This window comes from Aeromonas rivipollensis (assembly GCF_037811135.1).
GTDB classification, from domain to species: Bacteria; Pseudomonadota; Gammaproteobacteria; order Enterobacterales; family Aeromonadaceae; genus Aeromonas; species Aeromonas rivipollensis.
On the sequence record NZ_CP149130.1, the window covers coordinates 411,481 to 425,862 of the forward strand.

At 59.5% G+C, this 14,382-nt stretch carries 16 protein-coding genes and 1 other RNA gene; 10 read left to right on the plus strand and 7 right to left on the minus strand.

What is annotated here, in order from left to right:
- Positions 1-70 precede the first annotated feature (70 nt).
- The 3 genes from degS to WIR04_RS01915 form a co-directional block, all read right to left on the minus strand.
- Complete coding sequence (degS, locus tag WIR04_RS01905; protein ID WP_025328519.1) at positions 71-1,192, minus strand: outer membrane-stress sensor serine endopeptidase DegS; 1,122 nt, start codon at positions 1,190-1,192, stop codon at positions 71-73.
- A gap of 89 nt (positions 1,193-1,281) precedes the next feature.
- A complete protein-coding gene (locus WIR04_RS01910; RefSeq protein ID WP_025328518.1) occupies positions 1,282-2,640 on the minus strand; it encodes a Do family serine endopeptidase in 1,359 nt (452 codons plus the stop codon).
- A gap of 81 nt (positions 2,641-2,721) precedes the next feature.
- The gene (locus WIR04_RS01915; protein WP_025328517.1) at positions 2,722-3,102 is read right to left on the minus strand and encodes a YhcB family protein; all 381 of its coding nucleotides are present in this window, start codon (positions 3,100-3,102) and stop codon (positions 2,722-2,724) included.
- A 139-nt stretch (positions 3,103-3,241) separates the two neighbouring features.
- On the opposite strand from WIR04_RS01915, the gene zapE reads away from it, so the two are divergent.
- The 8 genes from zapE (at position 3,242) to WIR04_RS01955 (ending at position 9,422) form a co-directional block, all read left to right on the plus strand.
- On the plus strand, positions 3,242-4,336 hold the full coding sequence (gene zapE, locus WIR04_RS01920) for a cell division protein ZapE (RefSeq protein ID WP_338890049.1): 1,095 nt from the start codon (positions 3,242-3,244) through the stop codon (positions 4,334-4,336).
- 266 nt (positions 4,337-4,602) lie between these two features.
- Positions 4,603-5,031: a 50S ribosomal protein L13 gene (gene rplM, locus WIR04_RS01925; RefSeq protein ID WP_005336289.1), complete on the plus strand. Its 429-nt coding sequence runs from the start codon at positions 4,603-4,605 to the stop codon at positions 5,029-5,031.
- Between the two features lie 14 nt (positions 5,032-5,045).
- Positions 5,046-5,438, plus strand: a complete 393-nt coding sequence (rpsI, locus tag WIR04_RS01930; RefSeq protein ID WP_005891084.1) for a 30S ribosomal protein S9 — start codon at positions 5,046-5,048, stop codon at positions 5,436-5,438.
- 300 nt (positions 5,439-5,738) lie between these two features.
- On the plus strand, positions 5,739-6,329 hold the full coding sequence (gene petA, locus WIR04_RS01935; RefSeq protein WP_025328515.1) for a ubiquinol-cytochrome c reductase iron-sulfur subunit: 591 nt from the start codon (positions 5,739-5,741) through the stop codon (positions 6,327-6,329).
- Positions 6,330-6,331: 2 nt separating this feature from the next.
- Entirely contained in the window at positions 6,332-7,549 is a 1,218-nt protein-coding gene (locus WIR04_RS01940; RefSeq protein WP_338890054.1) for a cytochrome bc complex cytochrome b subunit, read from the plus strand.
- Complete coding sequence (locus WIR04_RS01945; protein ID WP_025328514.1) at positions 7,546-8,280, plus strand: cytochrome c1; 735 nt, start codon at positions 7,546-7,548, stop codon at positions 8,278-8,280. Before WIR04_RS01940 ends, WIR04_RS01945 begins: the two co-directional genes overlap by 4 nt.
- An 87-nt stretch (positions 8,281-8,367) precedes the next feature.
- Positions 8,368-8,997, plus strand: a complete 630-nt coding sequence (sspA, locus tag WIR04_RS01950; RefSeq protein ID WP_025328513.1) for a stringent starvation protein SspA — start codon at positions 8,368-8,370, stop codon at positions 8,995-8,997.
- Between the two features lie 17 nt (positions 8,998-9,014).
- Complete coding sequence (locus WIR04_RS01955; RefSeq protein WP_025328512.1) at positions 9,015-9,422, plus strand: ClpXP protease specificity-enhancing factor; 408 nt, start codon at positions 9,015-9,017, stop codon at positions 9,420-9,422.
- Positions 9,423-9,468: 46 nt separating this feature from the next.
- Here the strand turns inward: WIR04_RS01955 and dolP are convergent, their stop codons facing one another.
- The 4 genes from dolP to WIR04_RS01975 are packed head-to-tail and all read right to left on the minus strand — an operon-like array spanning position 9,469 to position 12,755.
- Entirely contained in the window at positions 9,469-10,047 is a 579-nt protein-coding gene (gene dolP, locus WIR04_RS01960) for a division/outer membrane stress-associated lipid-binding lipoprotein (protein WP_106885641.1), read from the minus strand.
- 4 nt (positions 10,048-10,051) lie between these two features.
- Positions 10,052-10,642, minus strand: coding sequence for a D-sedoheptulose-7-phosphate isomerase (locus WIR04_RS01965; RefSeq protein WP_005331389.1), 591 nt, complete (start codon positions 10,640-10,642; stop codon positions 10,052-10,054).
- A 9-nt stretch (positions 10,643-10,651) separates the two neighbouring features.
- A complete protein-coding gene (locus WIR04_RS01970; protein WP_080675242.1) occupies positions 10,652-11,047 on the minus strand; it encodes a YraN family protein in 396 nt (131 codons plus the stop codon).
- Positions 10,965-12,755, minus strand: coding sequence for a penicillin-binding protein activator (locus WIR04_RS01975; RefSeq protein ID WP_338890059.1), 1,791 nt, complete (start codon positions 12,753-12,755; stop codon positions 10,965-10,967). The genes WIR04_RS01970 and WIR04_RS01975 overlap by 83 nt, the downstream gene beginning before the upstream one ends.
- Positions 12,756-12,954: 199 nt before the next feature.
- Here WIR04_RS01975 and rsmI point away from each other — a divergent pair, with 199 nt between their 5' ends.
- Both rsmI and rnpB read left to right on the plus strand, forming a co-directional pair.
- A complete protein-coding gene (gene rsmI, locus WIR04_RS01980; protein ID WP_025328508.1) occupies positions 12,955-13,788 on the plus strand; it encodes a 16S rRNA (cytidine(1402)-2'-O)-methyltransferase in 834 nt (277 codons plus the stop codon).
- 188 nt (positions 13,789-13,976) lie between these two features.
- Positions 13,977-14,363, plus strand: an RNA gene (gene rnpB, locus WIR04_RS01985) — RNase P RNA component class A.
- Positions 14,364-14,382 lie beyond the last annotated feature (19 nt).

The window sequence follows — 14,382 nt, forward strand, 5'->3', positions numbered from 1 at the left end:
AGGGAAGGGGGGTCTGAGAGGGAGGCACGAAAAAGGGGCCCTGATGGCCCCTCTATTGGTTCCCTTGCCGTCAGCTGGCGGGGACTGCGCTGCTGGTGGGCAGATTCTGGTAGCGCACGTCTTCCTCTATGATGACGTCGACGTCCAGGGGCTTGCCATTGCGGATCACCGAGATGGTCAGCTTGGTACCGGGGCGGCTCTCGACGATCTTGTCCATCACGGGGCGTACGCCGCTGATGGCCTCGCCGTTGATCTTGAGCAACACATCCCCGCGCCTGAGGCCGGCCTTGGTGGCGGGGCCGTCGGGATCCAGGCTCTCCACCACCAGACCCTGCAGCTCACCGAGATTCATCATGCGCGCGACTATGGGGTTGATCTCGACGCTGGAGATGCCGAGGTAGCCACGAATGACACGGCCATTGGCGATCAGCTCGTCCATGATCCGCTTGGCCAGCTTGTAGGGGATGGCGAAGCTGATGCCGTAGCTCTCCTGATTGCCGTTGAGGTGGTAGGCGGCGGTGTTGATGCCCACCAGATCGCCACGGCCATTGACCAGGGCGCCACCCGAGTTGCCCTCGTTGATGGCGGCATCGGTCTGCAGCAGATCCTGCCGGCCGTTGCTGTCGGGCCCCATGCTGGAGAGACCGATGCGACCGGTGGCACTGATGATGCCCTGGGTGATGGTCTGGCCGACGTTGTAGGGGTTGCCGATGGCGAGCACCACATCGCCCACGTCCGGCAGCCGCTCCGGATCCTGAGGTATCACCGGCAGGTTGTCCGACTCTATGTAGAGCACGGCGAGATCGGTCAGCTTGTCGGTGCCGACCAGCTCGGCGCTGAATACCCGGCCATCCTGCAGCGCGACTATGATCTGGTCCGCATCGGCGATGACGTGGTAGTTGGTCAGCACATGACCGCGCTGGTTCATGATGACCCCTGAGCCCAGCCCCTGTGGCCTCAGCTCTGCCTTCTCGCCGCGATTGCCGGCGAAACTGCGGGTATAGATGTTGACGACGGCAGGACCGGCGCGGTGGGCGGCATAGGAGAAACTCAGCTCGCGGGCATTGGTGATGAGGCCCGGCAGGGGGGCGCCGCCCCGAAAACTGGGGAACAGCAGCAACAGGAGCGCAGCCACGGTGAGGCCAAAGCCGACAGACTTGCCCAAGTAACTGATCAAAGGTGGGATTTTCATGTCATTCTCGTCCGTACATGCTGCGCGCAGAGAATAACATTATCGGTGGATAAAAATCACCCGCGGCGGTTGCCGCGGGTGTGAGGGACTTAACGGATCACCAAATAGAGCGAGGAGTCGCCGCGCTGTATGTTCAGCGCCAGCACTTCCGGCTTGTTCTTCAAGGCCTTGGTCAGCTCATCCATGGAGTTGATGCGCAGACGGTTGACCCCGATGATGATGTCGCCCTTCTGCAGGCCGGCAGCGGCGGCAGGGGAGCGCGGATCTATGTCGGCCACAGCTACGCCGGTCACCGGATCCGAGGTGGTGCTGAGCTTGGCCCCTTCCAGTGCCGGGTGCAGGGCGCTGGCGAGGATCTCGCTGTCATCGGCCTTCTTCAGGGTGACCTTGACGGTCTGCTCCTTGCCATCACGGATGAGGCCGAGAGCAACCTGTTTGTCGGCGCCCATGGTGGCGATCTTGGCGCGTAGTTCACCGAACGAGCGGATGGGCTTGCCATCTATGCTGATGATGATGTCGCCGGCCTTGATGCCCGCCTTGGCTGCGGCGGAGTCAGGCATGACCTGGTTGACGAAGGCACCATCCTTCTTGTTGTAGCCGAAGGACTTGGCGATATCGGTGGTCAACTCTGTACCGGTGATCCCAAGCTGGCCACGGCGCACTTCACCGTATTTCACGATCTGCTCGGACAGATCGCGCACCATGTTGGAGGGGATGGCGAAGCCGATGCCGATGTTGCCGCCGTTCGGGCCCAGGATGGCGGTGTTGATGCCGATCAGTTCCCCACGCAGGTTGAGCAGGGCGCCGCCCGAGTTGCCGGAGTTGATGGCCGCATCGGTCTGGATGAAGTTCTCCAGATTCTCGATGTTGAGGCCGCTGCGACCCAGGGCGCTGACGATGCCTGAGGTGACGGTCTGACCCAGGCCGAAGGGGTTGCCGATGGCCAGGGCATAGTCACCGACCCGCAGATCGTCCGAGTCGGCAAACTGGATCTGCACCAAGTCCTCCGCCTTGATTTGCAGCAGGGCGATGTCGGACTGCTTGTCTTCACCTATCTTCTTGGCCGCGTATTCGCGACCGTCTTTCAGGTTGACCTTGATCTCGTCCGCCTCGTGGACCACGTGGGCGTTGGTGATCACATAGCCCTTCTTGGCATCGATAATGACGCCGGAGCCAAGGGCCTGGAAGGGCTGCTCGCTCACCTGCTCATCGGGCATGTTGGGGCCGAAGAAGAAGCGGAATTGTTCCGGCAGGCGCTGGCGGGTGATCTTCTTGCCAGAGACGGAGATATTGACCACGGCAGGGGTTACCTGCTCGAGCACGGGGGCCAGGCTCGGCATCTCCTGGCTGTTGCCCATCAGGGGCAGGGCGGCTTGTGCCGGCGCTGCGGACAGGGCGATACCGACACTGAGGGCTAACACACTGAATACAGAAAGAGATTTACGCATATGAGAAACAGCTCCCAGAAAAAGTTGCAATGCAATCGTCAAGGTCTGACCACGATAAGGCGTAATTAGTTCCACCAGAGGCTAACCAGGCTGCTTGAGCAGGCCTGAGGCACCGGCGTAGTCACGGGGCGGCTGGCCCGGCTCCTCGCTGGCGGAGTCAGCGTTGCCTTCTTCCGCCTGAGGTTCGCGGAACAAGGGCTCCTGCGCCTTGGCGAGGAACTTGCTCTGTTCGGCCATGTGGCGATAGAGGGTCTGATATTGATCGGCCAACTGCTCCATCAGGGCGGCGCTGTCGGCGAAGTGGGTGGTGATCTGGCCCTGGTAGCTTTCCAGCTCCTTGTGAGCCTTTTTCAGCTCCTGTTCCAGGCGCCCGGCATCCCGGCTGCGGACAGTGAAACGGCCGATCAACACGCCGATGATCAGGGCGGCTACCGCCAGCAGGATCCCGTTTAACAGAGTCATAGAAGCTCCTTGTTACAGCTAAATCGATGAGTTTGAGGCGGCCGGATTGACCGCGATGCCTCGTTGGCACTATACCGTGCCCCCCGAGAGCGTGATACCATTTTGTCCCTCATTCAGGGACTTGGAGGCGGTTTACAGGATGACCCCGCAGCAAAAATACCAGCAGGATTTGCAGCGTCCCGGCTTTTTGGCCGACCCGGCCCAGGCGATGGCCGTGACCCGCCTGGAGCGACTCTATCAGGATTTGTGCGCCAGCCCGACTCCGACCAGATCCCGTGGCCTGCTCGGCTGGCTGCAAAAGCCGAAAGCCCGCGAGCCCATCCTGGGTCTCTATATGTGGGGCGGAGTGGGCAGAGGCAAGACCTGGCTGATGGATACTTTTTTCGACAGCCTGCCTGGGGAGCGCAAACTGCGTATCCACTTCCACCGTTTCATGCATCGGGTGCACGATGAACTCAAGGGGCTGACCGGTCAGGCCGATCCGCTCAAGCTCATCGCCAGCAAGCTGGCCGGCGAGACAGACATCATCTGCTTTGACGAGTTTTTCGTCTCCGACATCACGGATGCCATGCTGCTGGGCACCCTGTTCCAGGAACTGTTTGGTCATGGCGTTGTGCTGGTGGCCACCTCCAACATCCCGCCCCGGGACCTTTATCGCAATGGGCTGCAGCGAGCCCGCTTCCTGCCTGCCATCGCCCTCATAGAGCGGCACTGCGAGGTGCTCAATGTGGATGGTGGCGTCGACTACCGGCTGCGCACCCTGGAGCAGGCGGAAATCTATCACTTCCCGCTGGATCAGCAGGCCAAGTCCAACCTGGACCGCTATTTTGGGCAACTGACCGGGCTGGCGCAGATCACGGCCGCCACGCTGGAGATCAACCATCGCCAGTTGAGTGCGCTGGGCGTGGGGGAAGGTGTGCTTTATATGGAGTTCGAGCAGCTCTGCTGTACTCCGCGATCCCAAGGCGACTACATAGAGCTGGCCCGGGAGTTTCACACCGTCCTGCTGGCCAACGTGCAGCACATGGGCACAGGCACGGACGATGCGGCGCGCCGTTTCATCGCCATGGTGGACGAGTTCTATGAGCGGCATGTCAAACTCATTCTGTCGGCGGCGGTGCCCATGGCCGCGCTCTACGGAGATGGCCTGCTGAATTTCGAATTCAAGCGCTGTCTTTCACGGCTCCAGGAAATGCAATCGCACGAATACCTTGCCAGAGTGCACCTTCCTTAGTCACAATACCGCGCCTGCCAGTCGGATGGGCATCTGCGGCAGGTAGGGCCGGGCGACATTTGCTAGCTTCATGGCAGTGAAATTAGCAGGTGATATTTAAGGCAACTTCACTTATAATCGCCCGGCCCACGTTACAGCTGTCGATAAGACAGCAACACTTTAAGCTTTACTTGTATTCGAAGGGGTACAGGTAGGCCATCGTTTGTTGTTTGTGGGAGAGCCCCCATAAGCAATTGGGTCTGTAACAGGTAATTGGGTTTAACTTAATGAAAACTTTCGTTGCCAAGCCAGAAACCGTAAAACGTGACTGGTACATTGTGGACGCAGAAGGTAAAACTCTGGGTCGTATCGCAACCGAGATCGCTGCTCGTCTGCGTGGTAAGCACAAAGCTGAATACACTCCGCACGTTGACACCGGTGATTACATCATCGTTGTAAACGCTGAGAAGGTACACGTAACCGGTAAGAAATTTACCGACAAAATGTACCACGCTCACTCCGGTTTCCCGGGTGGTATCAAGTCCATCAGCTTTGACAAGCTGATTCAGCGCAAGCCGGAAATGGTAATCGAAGCTGCCGTCAAGGGCATGCTGCCGAAGGGTCCGCTGGGCCGTGCCATGTTCCGTAAGCTGAAAGTTTACGCAGGCGCAGAGCACGCTCATGCTGCTCAGCAACCTCAAGTACTGGATATCTAACGGGAACTGGCAACATGGCAGAAAATCAATACTACGGTACCGGCCGTCGCAAAAGCTCCACTGCTCGCGTCTTTATCAAAGCGGGTAGCGGTAAAATCGTAATCAACCAGCGCTCCCTGGAGCAATACTTTGGTCGTCCGACTGCCCGCATGGTAGTTCGTCAGCCGCTGGAACTGGTTGAGATGACCGAGAAACTGGATCTGTACATCACCGTTAACGGTGGTGGCATCTCCGGTCAAGCTGGTGCGATCCGTCACGGTATCACTCGTGCTCTGATGCAGTACGACGAGACCCTGCGTGGCGAACTGCGTAAAGCTGGCTTTGTTACTCGCGATGCCCGTAAGGTTGAGCGTAAGAAAGTCGGTCTGCACAAAGCGCGTAAGCGTCCGCAGTACTCCAAGCGTTAATTCGCTTTTGGTACGCACTCTCACGAGTGTCAAAAAAGCCTGGCCATGTGCCAGGCTTTTTTTATTGGTAATATTACCTACGCCAATGCTAACCATACGTCACAAAAGACAAAAATTTGTGTATTTATTGTTTTTGCCCATCGCTTCTCTTTCTTGTCAAATTGTTATCTTTTCTTTAAAATTTCCATGGTCTTTCTGTGTCAATTGCCACTCCGCTTCCGCCGCAGTTGTCAGAGGGAGAGGAGATAGGAAACGGGGACACTATAAGAATGAGCGGAGTCCACATGGGAGAGTTTTTGGATGAGCAATGCGCCAGTTGATACCGGTCGCCGCAGATTTCTTACCTGGTCAACGGTTGCCGTTGGCGGTGTAGGAGCTGCTTTTACCGCAGTGCCGTTTATAAAGTCATGGAACCCGAGTGCCAAAGCCAAAGCGGCAGGGGCACCGGTAGAGGTGGATATCAGCAAGTTGGAGCCGGGTCAGCTGATCCGCGTCGAGTGGCGCGGCAAGCCGGTCTGGGTGGTGAAGCGCACCAAGCAGACCCTGGATGCCCTGGCCACACACGATGACAAACTGCGCGATCCCGCCTCCGATGAGCCACAGCAGCCGGACTATGCCCACAACGGCTACAGATCCATCAAGCCGGAGATCTTCGTGGCGGTCGGTATCTGTACCCACCTGGGTTGCTCCCCCTCCTACCTGCCGGACAGCTTCGGCGAGCAGGTGCAAGGGGTGACCTCCGGCTTCTTCTGCCCATGCCATGGTTCCAAGTTCGACATGGCCGGTCGAGTGTTCCAGGGCGTGCCCGCACCGCTGAACCTGGTCATTCCGCCATACCAATTTCTTAGCGACACCACCATTCTGGTCGGTGCCGATGGCAAGGAGGCCTGACCATGTTTGCCAAACTCATGGGCTGGATTGACGATCGTTTCCCGCTCACGGCCATGTACAACGACCACATGGCCAAGTATCCGGCTCCCAAGAACCTGAACTTCTGGTACTTCTTCGGTTCCCTTGCCATGTTGGTGCTGGTCAACCAGATCATCACCGGCATCTGGCTCACCATGAACTACAACCCGTCGGCGGAGGGAGCCTTTGCCTCCGTGGAATACATAATGCGGGACGTGGACTACGGCTGGCTGCTGCGCTACATGCACTCCACCGGCGCCTCCGCCTTCTTCGTTGTGGTCTATCTGCACATGTTTCGCGGCATGATCTACGGCTCCTATCAGAAGCCGCGCGAGCTGCTGTGGATCTTCGGCATGCTGATCTTCCTGGTGTTGATGGCCGAAGCCTTCATGGGTTACCTGCTGCCCTGGGGACAGATGTCGTTCTGGGGGGCTCAGGTCATCATCTCGCTGTTTGGTGCCATTCCGGTCATAGGTGACGATCTGACCCTGTGGATCCGGGGGGACTACGTCATCTCCGGGGCTACCCTGAACCGCTTCTTCGCGCTGCACGTCATCGCACTGCCGCTGGTGCTGGTGATGCTGGTTGCCATGCACATACTGGCGTTGCACGAGGTGGGCTCCAACAACCCGGACGGTATCGATATCAAGAAGCACAAGGATGAGAAGGGCTGGCCGCTGGATGCGGTGGCATTCCATCCCTACTTCACCGTCAAGGACATGATAGGTGTGGCGGGCTTCCTGTTCCTGTTCTGCGCCATCATCTTCTTCAAGCCGGATATGTGGGGCTACTTCCTCGAGAAACCGAACTTTGAAGTGGCGAATGGGTTGAAGACGCCGGCGCACATAGCCCCTGTCTGGTACTTCACCCCCTTCTACGCCATCTTGCGCGCTGTGCCGGACAAGCTGCTGGGGGTCATCATGATGGGGCTCTCCATCGTCGTGCTCTTCCTGTTGCCCTGGCTGGATCGCTGCAAGGTGCGTTCGGTGCGCTACCGCAGCACCCTGCACAAGCTGAACATCGCCCAGTTCGTGTTCTGCTTCGTCATCCTGGGTGTGCTGGGCGTTCTGCCATCGACGCCGATGCTGACGCTGATCGCGCAGCTCTGCACTCTGGGTTATTTCGGGTTCTTCGTCCTGTTGTTCTTCTACAGCAAGAATGAGAGCACCAAGCCGCTGCCGGAGAGGGTGACATTCAAATGAAAAGAATAATTTTTGCAGTGCTGGCCCTGCTGCCCGGTCTGGTATTGGCCGCTGGCGGTGGCTTCCCCCTCGATAAGGCAGAGTACGACCTGAGTGACAAGGCATCCCTGCAACGGGGGGCCGCGACCTTCATGAACTACTGTGCCGGCTGTCACTCCACCCAATATCAGCGCTATAACCGGGTTGCCGCCGACATAGGCATTCCGGAAGAGCTGATGAGGGAGAACCTGGTCTTCACCGGCGCCAAGATTGGCGATCTGATGAAGAGCGCCATGTCCGAGAAGGATGCGGCGCGCTGGTTCGGGGCGCCGCCACCGGATCTGACCCTGGTGGCCAGGGTGCGGGGCGCCGACTGGATTTACACCTATCTGCGTTCTTTCTATGTGGATGAAACCCGGCCGTTCGGTGTGAACAATGCGGTCTTCCCGTCCGTGGGCATGCCCCACGTATTGGAGCCGTTGCAGGGGACTCCCCGTGCCGAGTTCGAGACCCACACCCTGGATGGAGTGGAGATGCAGCAAGTCGTCAGCATCAAATCTGACGGCAATGGTGAAATGAACAACGAAGAATATGATCAGACGGTACTGGATCTGGTAAACTTCTTGGTCTACTCGGCTGAGCCGGTGCAGCAGGAGCGCGAACGCATGGGCTTCTGGGTGCTAGGTTTCATCGCAATCTTCTTCATCTTCACTGTGCTGTTGAAGAAGGAATTCTGGCGCGACGTTCACTAAGCGACCAGATCGGAGTAATATGACGCACGGCAATGGAGATCAAGATGCTTCATTGCCGTTTCTGCTTTTTAATGACGGGAGGGTTCAATGGCTGTAGCTGCCAATAAGCGTTCGGTAATGACGCTGTTTTCCGGTGCCAACGATATGTTCAGCCATCAGGTGCGTATTGTCCTGGCGGAGAAGGGTGTTAGCGTGGATATCTGCCAGGTTGACCCGAGCAACCTGCCGGACGAGCTGGCCGAGCTGAACCCGTACAACACTGTACCGACTCTGGTGGATCGCGAGCTGGCGTTGTACACCTCGCGCATCATCATGGAGTATCTGGACGAGCGCTTCCCGCACCCGCCCCTGATGCCTGTCTATCCGGTGGCTCGCGGCAACAGCCGTCTGATGATGCATCGCATCGAGCTGGACTGGTACTCGCTGGCCGACAAGATCATGGCGGGCACCGATACCGAAGCCGCCCGTGCCGAGCTGCGTGACAACCTGCTGGCCATAGCGCCGATCTTCGGTGAAATGCCCTATTTCATGAGCGAAGAGTTCGGTCTGGTTGACTGCTACATGGCTCCGCTGCTGTGGCGTCTGCCGAGCCTGGGCATCGACTTCACCGGTCGCGGTGCCAAAGAGCTGAAGGCTTACATGGTCCGTCTGTTCGAACGTGAATCCTTCCAGGCCTCCCTGACCGAGGCTGAACGCGAGATCCGTGCCAGCGTATGAGTAGTATGGAACCGACCATGACACCCAGTCGCCCCTATCTGTTGCGGGCGTTTTTTGACTGGTTGCTGGATAACGACTTGACCCCGCATCTGGTGGTCAATGCCAATATCCCCCATGTGATGGTGCCGATGCAGTTCGTGCAGGATGGGCAGATCGTCCTGAACATAGCGCCTCGGGCCGTGGGCCAGTTCCACATGGATAATGATGCCGTCAGTTTCAGCGCCCGCTTCGGCGGCGTGTCACAGCAGGTCTACATTCCCATGGCGGCCATATTGGCCATCCATGCCAGGGAAAACGGCGTGGGAACCCTGTTCCCGCCTGAGCCGGGCTACGATCTCTGGCTGGAGCAGGCCGAGGCGCCGGTGGAACCCGAGCCGGAGCCACCGCGCCCGACGGGTCGTCCGACCCTGAAAGTCATCAAATAAAAAACGCAGCCAACTGGCTGCGTTTTTTTATCTCATCATTGCCCGCTTAGTTCTGGGCAAACTCGAAGGCTTTGATAACCTGCTTCACTCCGCTGACGTGGCGGGCGATCTCCACTGCCTGATCCCCTTCCTGACGGGTCACCAGGCCGATGAGAAACACCTCGCTGTTCTCGGTGACTACCTTGACCTTGGTGCTGTCGAAGTTCTTGGTGCCCAGCATGTCGGCCCTTACCTTGGAGGTGATCCAGGTATCGTTGCTGCGCACCCCTATGCTCACCGGCTTGCCGAGACGCAGCTCATTGTAGACATGACGAACCCCTTCGATCCGACCCACAATCTTGCCCGCTTCCTGCTTGTAAGCGTCAGACGGTGTCTGACCGACCAGCAAGACACGGCCGTTGTTGCTGTAGACGCTGATCTTGCTGGAGGCGCTCAGCGACTTGTTGTCGGCCAGCAGATTGGCCGCTTTCAGCTCTATGGTCTGATCGTCCCACTGGGCACCCAGGGTGCGGCGATCCCCGGTCGCCTTGGCGGTACCGGCTGCGCCACCCACTACCACGGCGGCACAGCCTTGCAGCAGCAGGGCGCCGGTCAGCAGGGCGAGTGCGAGAATAGGCTTCTTCATGGTTTCAATCTTCCTGTTGCGGGAAAAGTGTCTGGTCGATGAGATCACAGAGGCAGTGCAGGGTCAACAGATTCACTTCCAGAATGCGAGGGCGGCGGGCGGACGGCACGCGGATCTCCACGTCATTGGGCCCGAGCAGGCCGGCGATTTCACCACCATCGCCACCCCCGAGCACTATGATGGTCATGTCGCGGGAGAGTGCCGCCTCAGCGGCCTTGATCAGGCTGCGGCTGTTGCCCGTGGTGGTGAGCACCACCAGGATGTCGCCGGGCTGACCCAGAGCCCTGATCTGCTTGGCATAGACCTCTTCGAAGCCGTGGTCGGTGGCGATGGCGCTGATGGTGGCCATGTCGGGGGTCAGGGCCAGGCCGGGCAGGGAGGGGCGTGGTGTCTCGTAGCAGTTGACCAGCTCGGAAATGAACAACTGTGCCAGGGCAGAGGAGGGGCCATTGCCGCATGCCATGACCTTGTGGCCATTGAGCAGGCAGATAGTCAGCATCTGGGCCGCGGTGTGGATGGCGTCCGGCAGCGCCTCGGCGGCGGCTATCTTGGTCTGGATGCTTTCGGTGTAATTCTCTTTGATGGGATCAGTCATGGGGTCCTCTTAAAAAGCGTTCTGGATCCAGTCTGGCTGGTCGCCCTCGAACGCGATCACATCGAATCGGCAGGCCTGGCTGGCCTCGTTGATGGCATGTTGCTTGAAATAGTGGCGCGCGGCCAGCACGATCTTGTGCTGTTTGCGCCGGGTGACCGAGCTGGCGGCTCCGCCATGGCTGGCCCGAGCGCGATATCTGACCTCGACAAACACCAGGGTATCCCCCTGGCGCATGACGAGATCTATTTCACCACCACGGCAGCGGTAGTTGCGGGTAACTGGTTGCAGGCCGCGGGCCTGCAACCAGCGTTCCGCTACTTGCTCAAAGTGCTGTCCCTTGCTCGTCGCTGCCGACGGCAACAGGTTCAACCACTGCTGGTGCAGCTGTGCCAGTAGCCTCTTCATGGGTAGCGTCCTCCAGCTGGGGCACGGCGCTGTCGCTGACCAGCTTGCCATTCTGGTAGGTGGCCCAGTCCAGCATGCGCACTATGTTGCCCTGGGGATCCACGCTCAGCTGCCCGCTCATGCCCGGTTGCTGCATGGCATTGAGCTTGCGCATCTGCGGCAGGTTGCCGGCCAGGCTGACCGCATCGTAGCCGAGGGCAAACAGGCGCAGCAGGTCACCCTGGGTCTGTGGCCAGAGCAGAGCTATCTGTTCCCGTTGTTGCTCATAGCCTCCCAACAGCAGCGGCATGTCGGAGATATGCATGCCGTTGAGTTCGGAAGCCACCTCTGTCGCCCCGCTGTCATAGCCTCGCGAGCTGCTGTAGATGGGCAGGCTGCCCATGGGATTGACCGAGATGTCCACATAGGGCTTGATCATCCGGGTCTCCAGGCTGTTGGCTACCACATAGACGGCGTCTATGCTGCGCGGTGCCGCATCAGAGAGCTGCACTATCTCCCCGGCCCGGGCGGTGGAACGACCGCTCAGGGCATTCTTGACCATGCCCTGCACCTCGTTGCGTGCCCCGAAGGTGGCGACCACGGGCTTCTCCTGGCTGACGCCAGCCCAGGCCTGCTCGAATGCCTTGATGCTGCTGTAGCCAATCCGGCCTTGCGCCGCGATCAGCAGCGGCTTGCGGTAACCCTGACCATAGAGGTACTGGGCTGCCTGGCTCGCATCAGCGGCGGCGGAGAGGGAGAAATAGAAGGTGTTGTCGTTGATGATCGGCTTGTCCAGCTCGTTGAGCGCCAGCACCGGCACTGTCGGGTTGGCCTTGAGCAGCTCCTCGACCTGATCTTTCAGCAGCGGGCCAATGATCATGTTGGCCCCCTCCTGGATCGCCTGCTTGTAGAGATCCCCCATCGCCTTGCCCTGAGTGTCATAGAAGTTCAGGGTGAATTGCCCCTGATTATCCTTGTAGGACATCAGCATGCCGTTGCGGATGGCGGCGCCCTGCGCCTCCAGGTTGCCGGAGAGGGGCAGGAAGACGGCGACCTGCTGCAGTACACCTGTATCCGTGGTGGCGAGATCCCCGAGGCCGGCCGGCATGTCAGTCTGGGCCGGGTGGTTCGGGAAGCTCTGCTTCCAGCCTGCGAGCTGGCGCGCGAGTTGACTTGGCTGGGCGCCAAACTCGTTCACCAGTGCCGCCAGTCGCAGCCAGCCAGTGGTCACGTCGGGGGCCGGCGCCTCTTCCAGCGCCTGCAGGGTGGAGGGGGTCATGCTTTTCAGCAGGGACCAGATCTGCTGGTGGTTGGTGGCCAGCTCATTCTTGGCCAGGTAAGGCTCCAGCAGGATCAGCGACTTGGCCGCGCCAAACTTGTTGTTGATGTCCAGTTGCAGCACCACCCGCTGGCGATACCAATCCTTCTGGGTATCGGCATCGAGGGCCACATTCGGCTTGCCTTCCAGCAGGATCAGGGCCTGGTTGGCGTTGCCCTGGGCCAGCAGGAGGTGCGCCTGCAGCAGTTGCAGTTGTGCCTGCTGCACCGGGTTGCCGGCCTGCTTCTGCAACTGTTGATACAGGGCGGCGGCCGGTTTGGCCTGACCGAGCGCCAGATAACTGCGCGCCGCCATCACCTGCCAGGTGAAGGCCTCAGCCGGTTTGGCGGGATCCACCTGCTCCAGATACCACTGGGCATTCTTGGTCAGATCCGAGAACGCCGACGGCATGCCGGGTTCCGCGGAGGATGGGTTGGGCTCCGACGCACAGGCGGCGAGCAGTACTGCCGCGAGTATGATGCCGAAGAGTCGTGATACACTTAGCTGCTTTGTAACCCGGTTCAAGTTCATTCCCCGACCAGTGTTGAAGTTCTCCATAGTGTAAACGGGCCAATATGGCGACACAATTGTCGGGACACTCGGAGATCCCATGAGTGACACCCCAACCCTGTATATAGTCCCCACTCCCATCGGTAATCTGGCGGATATCACCCAGCGTGCATTGGACATTTTACGCAGCGTCGATCTGGTGGCAGCCGAAGATACCCGGCACTCCGGCATCCTGCTCAGCCACTACCAAATCTCGGTGCCGACCTTCGCCCTGCACGATCACAACGAACAGCAGAAGGCGGATGTGCTGATCGGCCGGATCAAGGAGGGCAAGAGCGTCGCCCTGGTCTCGGATGCAGGGACGCCGCTCATCAGCGACCCTGGCTATCATCTGGTCACCCGCTGTCGCGAGGCTGGGGTCAAGGTGGTGCCGCTGCCGGGCCCTTGCGCCGCCATCACTGCACTCTCTGCCGCCGGTCTGCCCACAGATCGCTTCTCCTTCGAAGGGTTTCTGCCGGCGAAAGCCAAGGGCCGTGACGATCGGCTTCAGGCCGTCATCGAAGACACCCGTTCCCTGGTGTTCTACGAGTCGCCGCGCCGGGTGCAGGATACGGTGGAAGCCATCGCTCGCATCCTCGGTGAACGCCAGGTGGTGGTGTGCCGCGAGCTGACCAAGACCTTCGAATCCATCCACGGTCTGCCTGCCTCCGAGATGCTGACCTGGCTTGGGGAAGACGATAATCGCTGCCGCGGTGAAATAGTGCTGGTGGTGGCCGGTGCCAGCAAGGTAGATGAAGAGTTGCCCGCCGAGGCGATCCGCACCCTGGGGCTGCTGGTGGCGGAGCTGCCGTTGAAAAAAGCGGCTGCTCTTACCGCCGAGATCCACGGTGTGAAAAAGAATGCCCTCTACAAATATGGTCTCGAGCACCACTGAGCCGTGCAAGCAGGCCAAATGAGCACCGCCAAGGCGTAAAAATAGGCAAAATGAGAGCGTTCTGACTGGTGCAAGCCAGGTGGCCCGCAAGAGTGGGCCCGGCTGGCAGGGGTTGGCGCACTATTAATTGCTGCAAACGGGAATTGCCGGTTTACCCCACTGTGTCACGAGGCTATAATCCGCGCCTCGGAGTCGGCTGGGCAATCGCTGCTTCGTCGTTGTGTCCCTCGGGACAGACGGGCGGAGGGGAGGAAAGTCCGGGCTTCATAGGGCAGGGTGCCAGGTAACGCCTGGGAGGCGCGAGCCTACGACCAGTGCAACAGAGAGCAAACCGCCGATGGCCCGCAAGGGATCAGGTAAGGGTGAAAGGGTGCGGTAAGAGCGCACCGCGCGACTGGCAACAGTTCGTGGCACGGTAAACTCCACCCGAAGCAAGACCAAATAGGCCCCTATTGGCGCGGCCCGCGTTGGGGGCGGGTAGGTTGCTTGAGCCAGTGAGCGATTGCTGGCCTAGAGGAATGATTGCTACCCGGGGCAACCCGGTACAGAACCCGGCTTACAGGCCGACTCCGACCTATTTCTGGTAAGTGATTA

Coding starts and splice junctions, on each gene's coding strand:
- degS (WP_025328519.1), bottom strand. CDS start 1,192: ATGAAAATCCCACCTTTGATCAGTTACTTGGGCAAGTCTGTCGGCTTT.
- WIR04_RS01910 (WP_025328518.1), bottom strand. CDS start 2,640: ATGCGTAAATCTCTTTCTGTATTCAGTGTGTTAGCCCTCAGTGTCGGT.
- WIR04_RS01915 (WP_025328517.1), bottom strand. CDS start 3,102: ATGACTCTGTTAAACGGGATCCTGCTGGCGGTAGCCGCCCTGATCATC.
- zapE (WP_338890049.1), top strand. CDS start 3,242: ATGACCCCGCAGCAAAAATACCAGCAGGATTTGCAGCGTCCCGGCTTT.
- rplM (WP_005336289.1), top strand. CDS start 4,603: ATGAAAACTTTCGTTGCCAAGCCAGAAACCGTAAAACGTGACTGGTAC.
- rpsI (WP_005891084.1), top strand. CDS start 5,046: ATGGCAGAAAATCAATACTACGGTACCGGCCGTCGCAAAAGCTCCACT.
- petA (WP_025328515.1), top strand. CDS start 5,739: ATGAGCAATGCGCCAGTTGATACCGGTCGCCGCAGATTTCTTACCTGG.
- WIR04_RS01940 (WP_338890054.1), top strand. CDS start 6,332: ATGTTTGCCAAACTCATGGGCTGGATTGACGATCGTTTCCCGCTCACG.
- WIR04_RS01945 (WP_025328514.1), top strand. CDS start 7,546: ATGAAAAGAATAATTTTTGCAGTGCTGGCCCTGCTGCCCGGTCTGGTA.
- sspA (WP_025328513.1), top strand. CDS start 8,368: ATGGCTGTAGCTGCCAATAAGCGTTCGGTAATGACGCTGTTTTCCGGT.
- WIR04_RS01955 (WP_025328512.1), top strand. CDS start 9,015: ATGACACCCAGTCGCCCCTATCTGTTGCGGGCGTTTTTTGACTGGTTG.
- dolP (WP_106885641.1), bottom strand. CDS start 10,047: ATGAAGAAGCCTATTCTCGCACTCGCCCTGCTGACCGGCGCCCTGCTG.
- WIR04_RS01965 (WP_005331389.1), bottom strand. CDS start 10,642: ATGACTGATCCCATCAAAGAGAATTACACCGAAAGCATCCAGACCAAG.
- WIR04_RS01970 (WP_080675242.1), bottom strand. CDS start 11,047: ATGAAGAGGCTACTGGCACAGCTGCACCAGCAGTGGTTGAACCTGTTG.
- WIR04_RS01975 (WP_338890059.1), bottom strand. CDS start 12,755: ATGCCGTCGGCGTTCTCGGATCTGACCAAGAATGCCCAGTGGTATCTG.
- rsmI (WP_025328508.1), top strand. CDS start 12,955: ATGAGTGACACCCCAACCCTGTATATAGTCCCCACTCCCATCGGTAAT.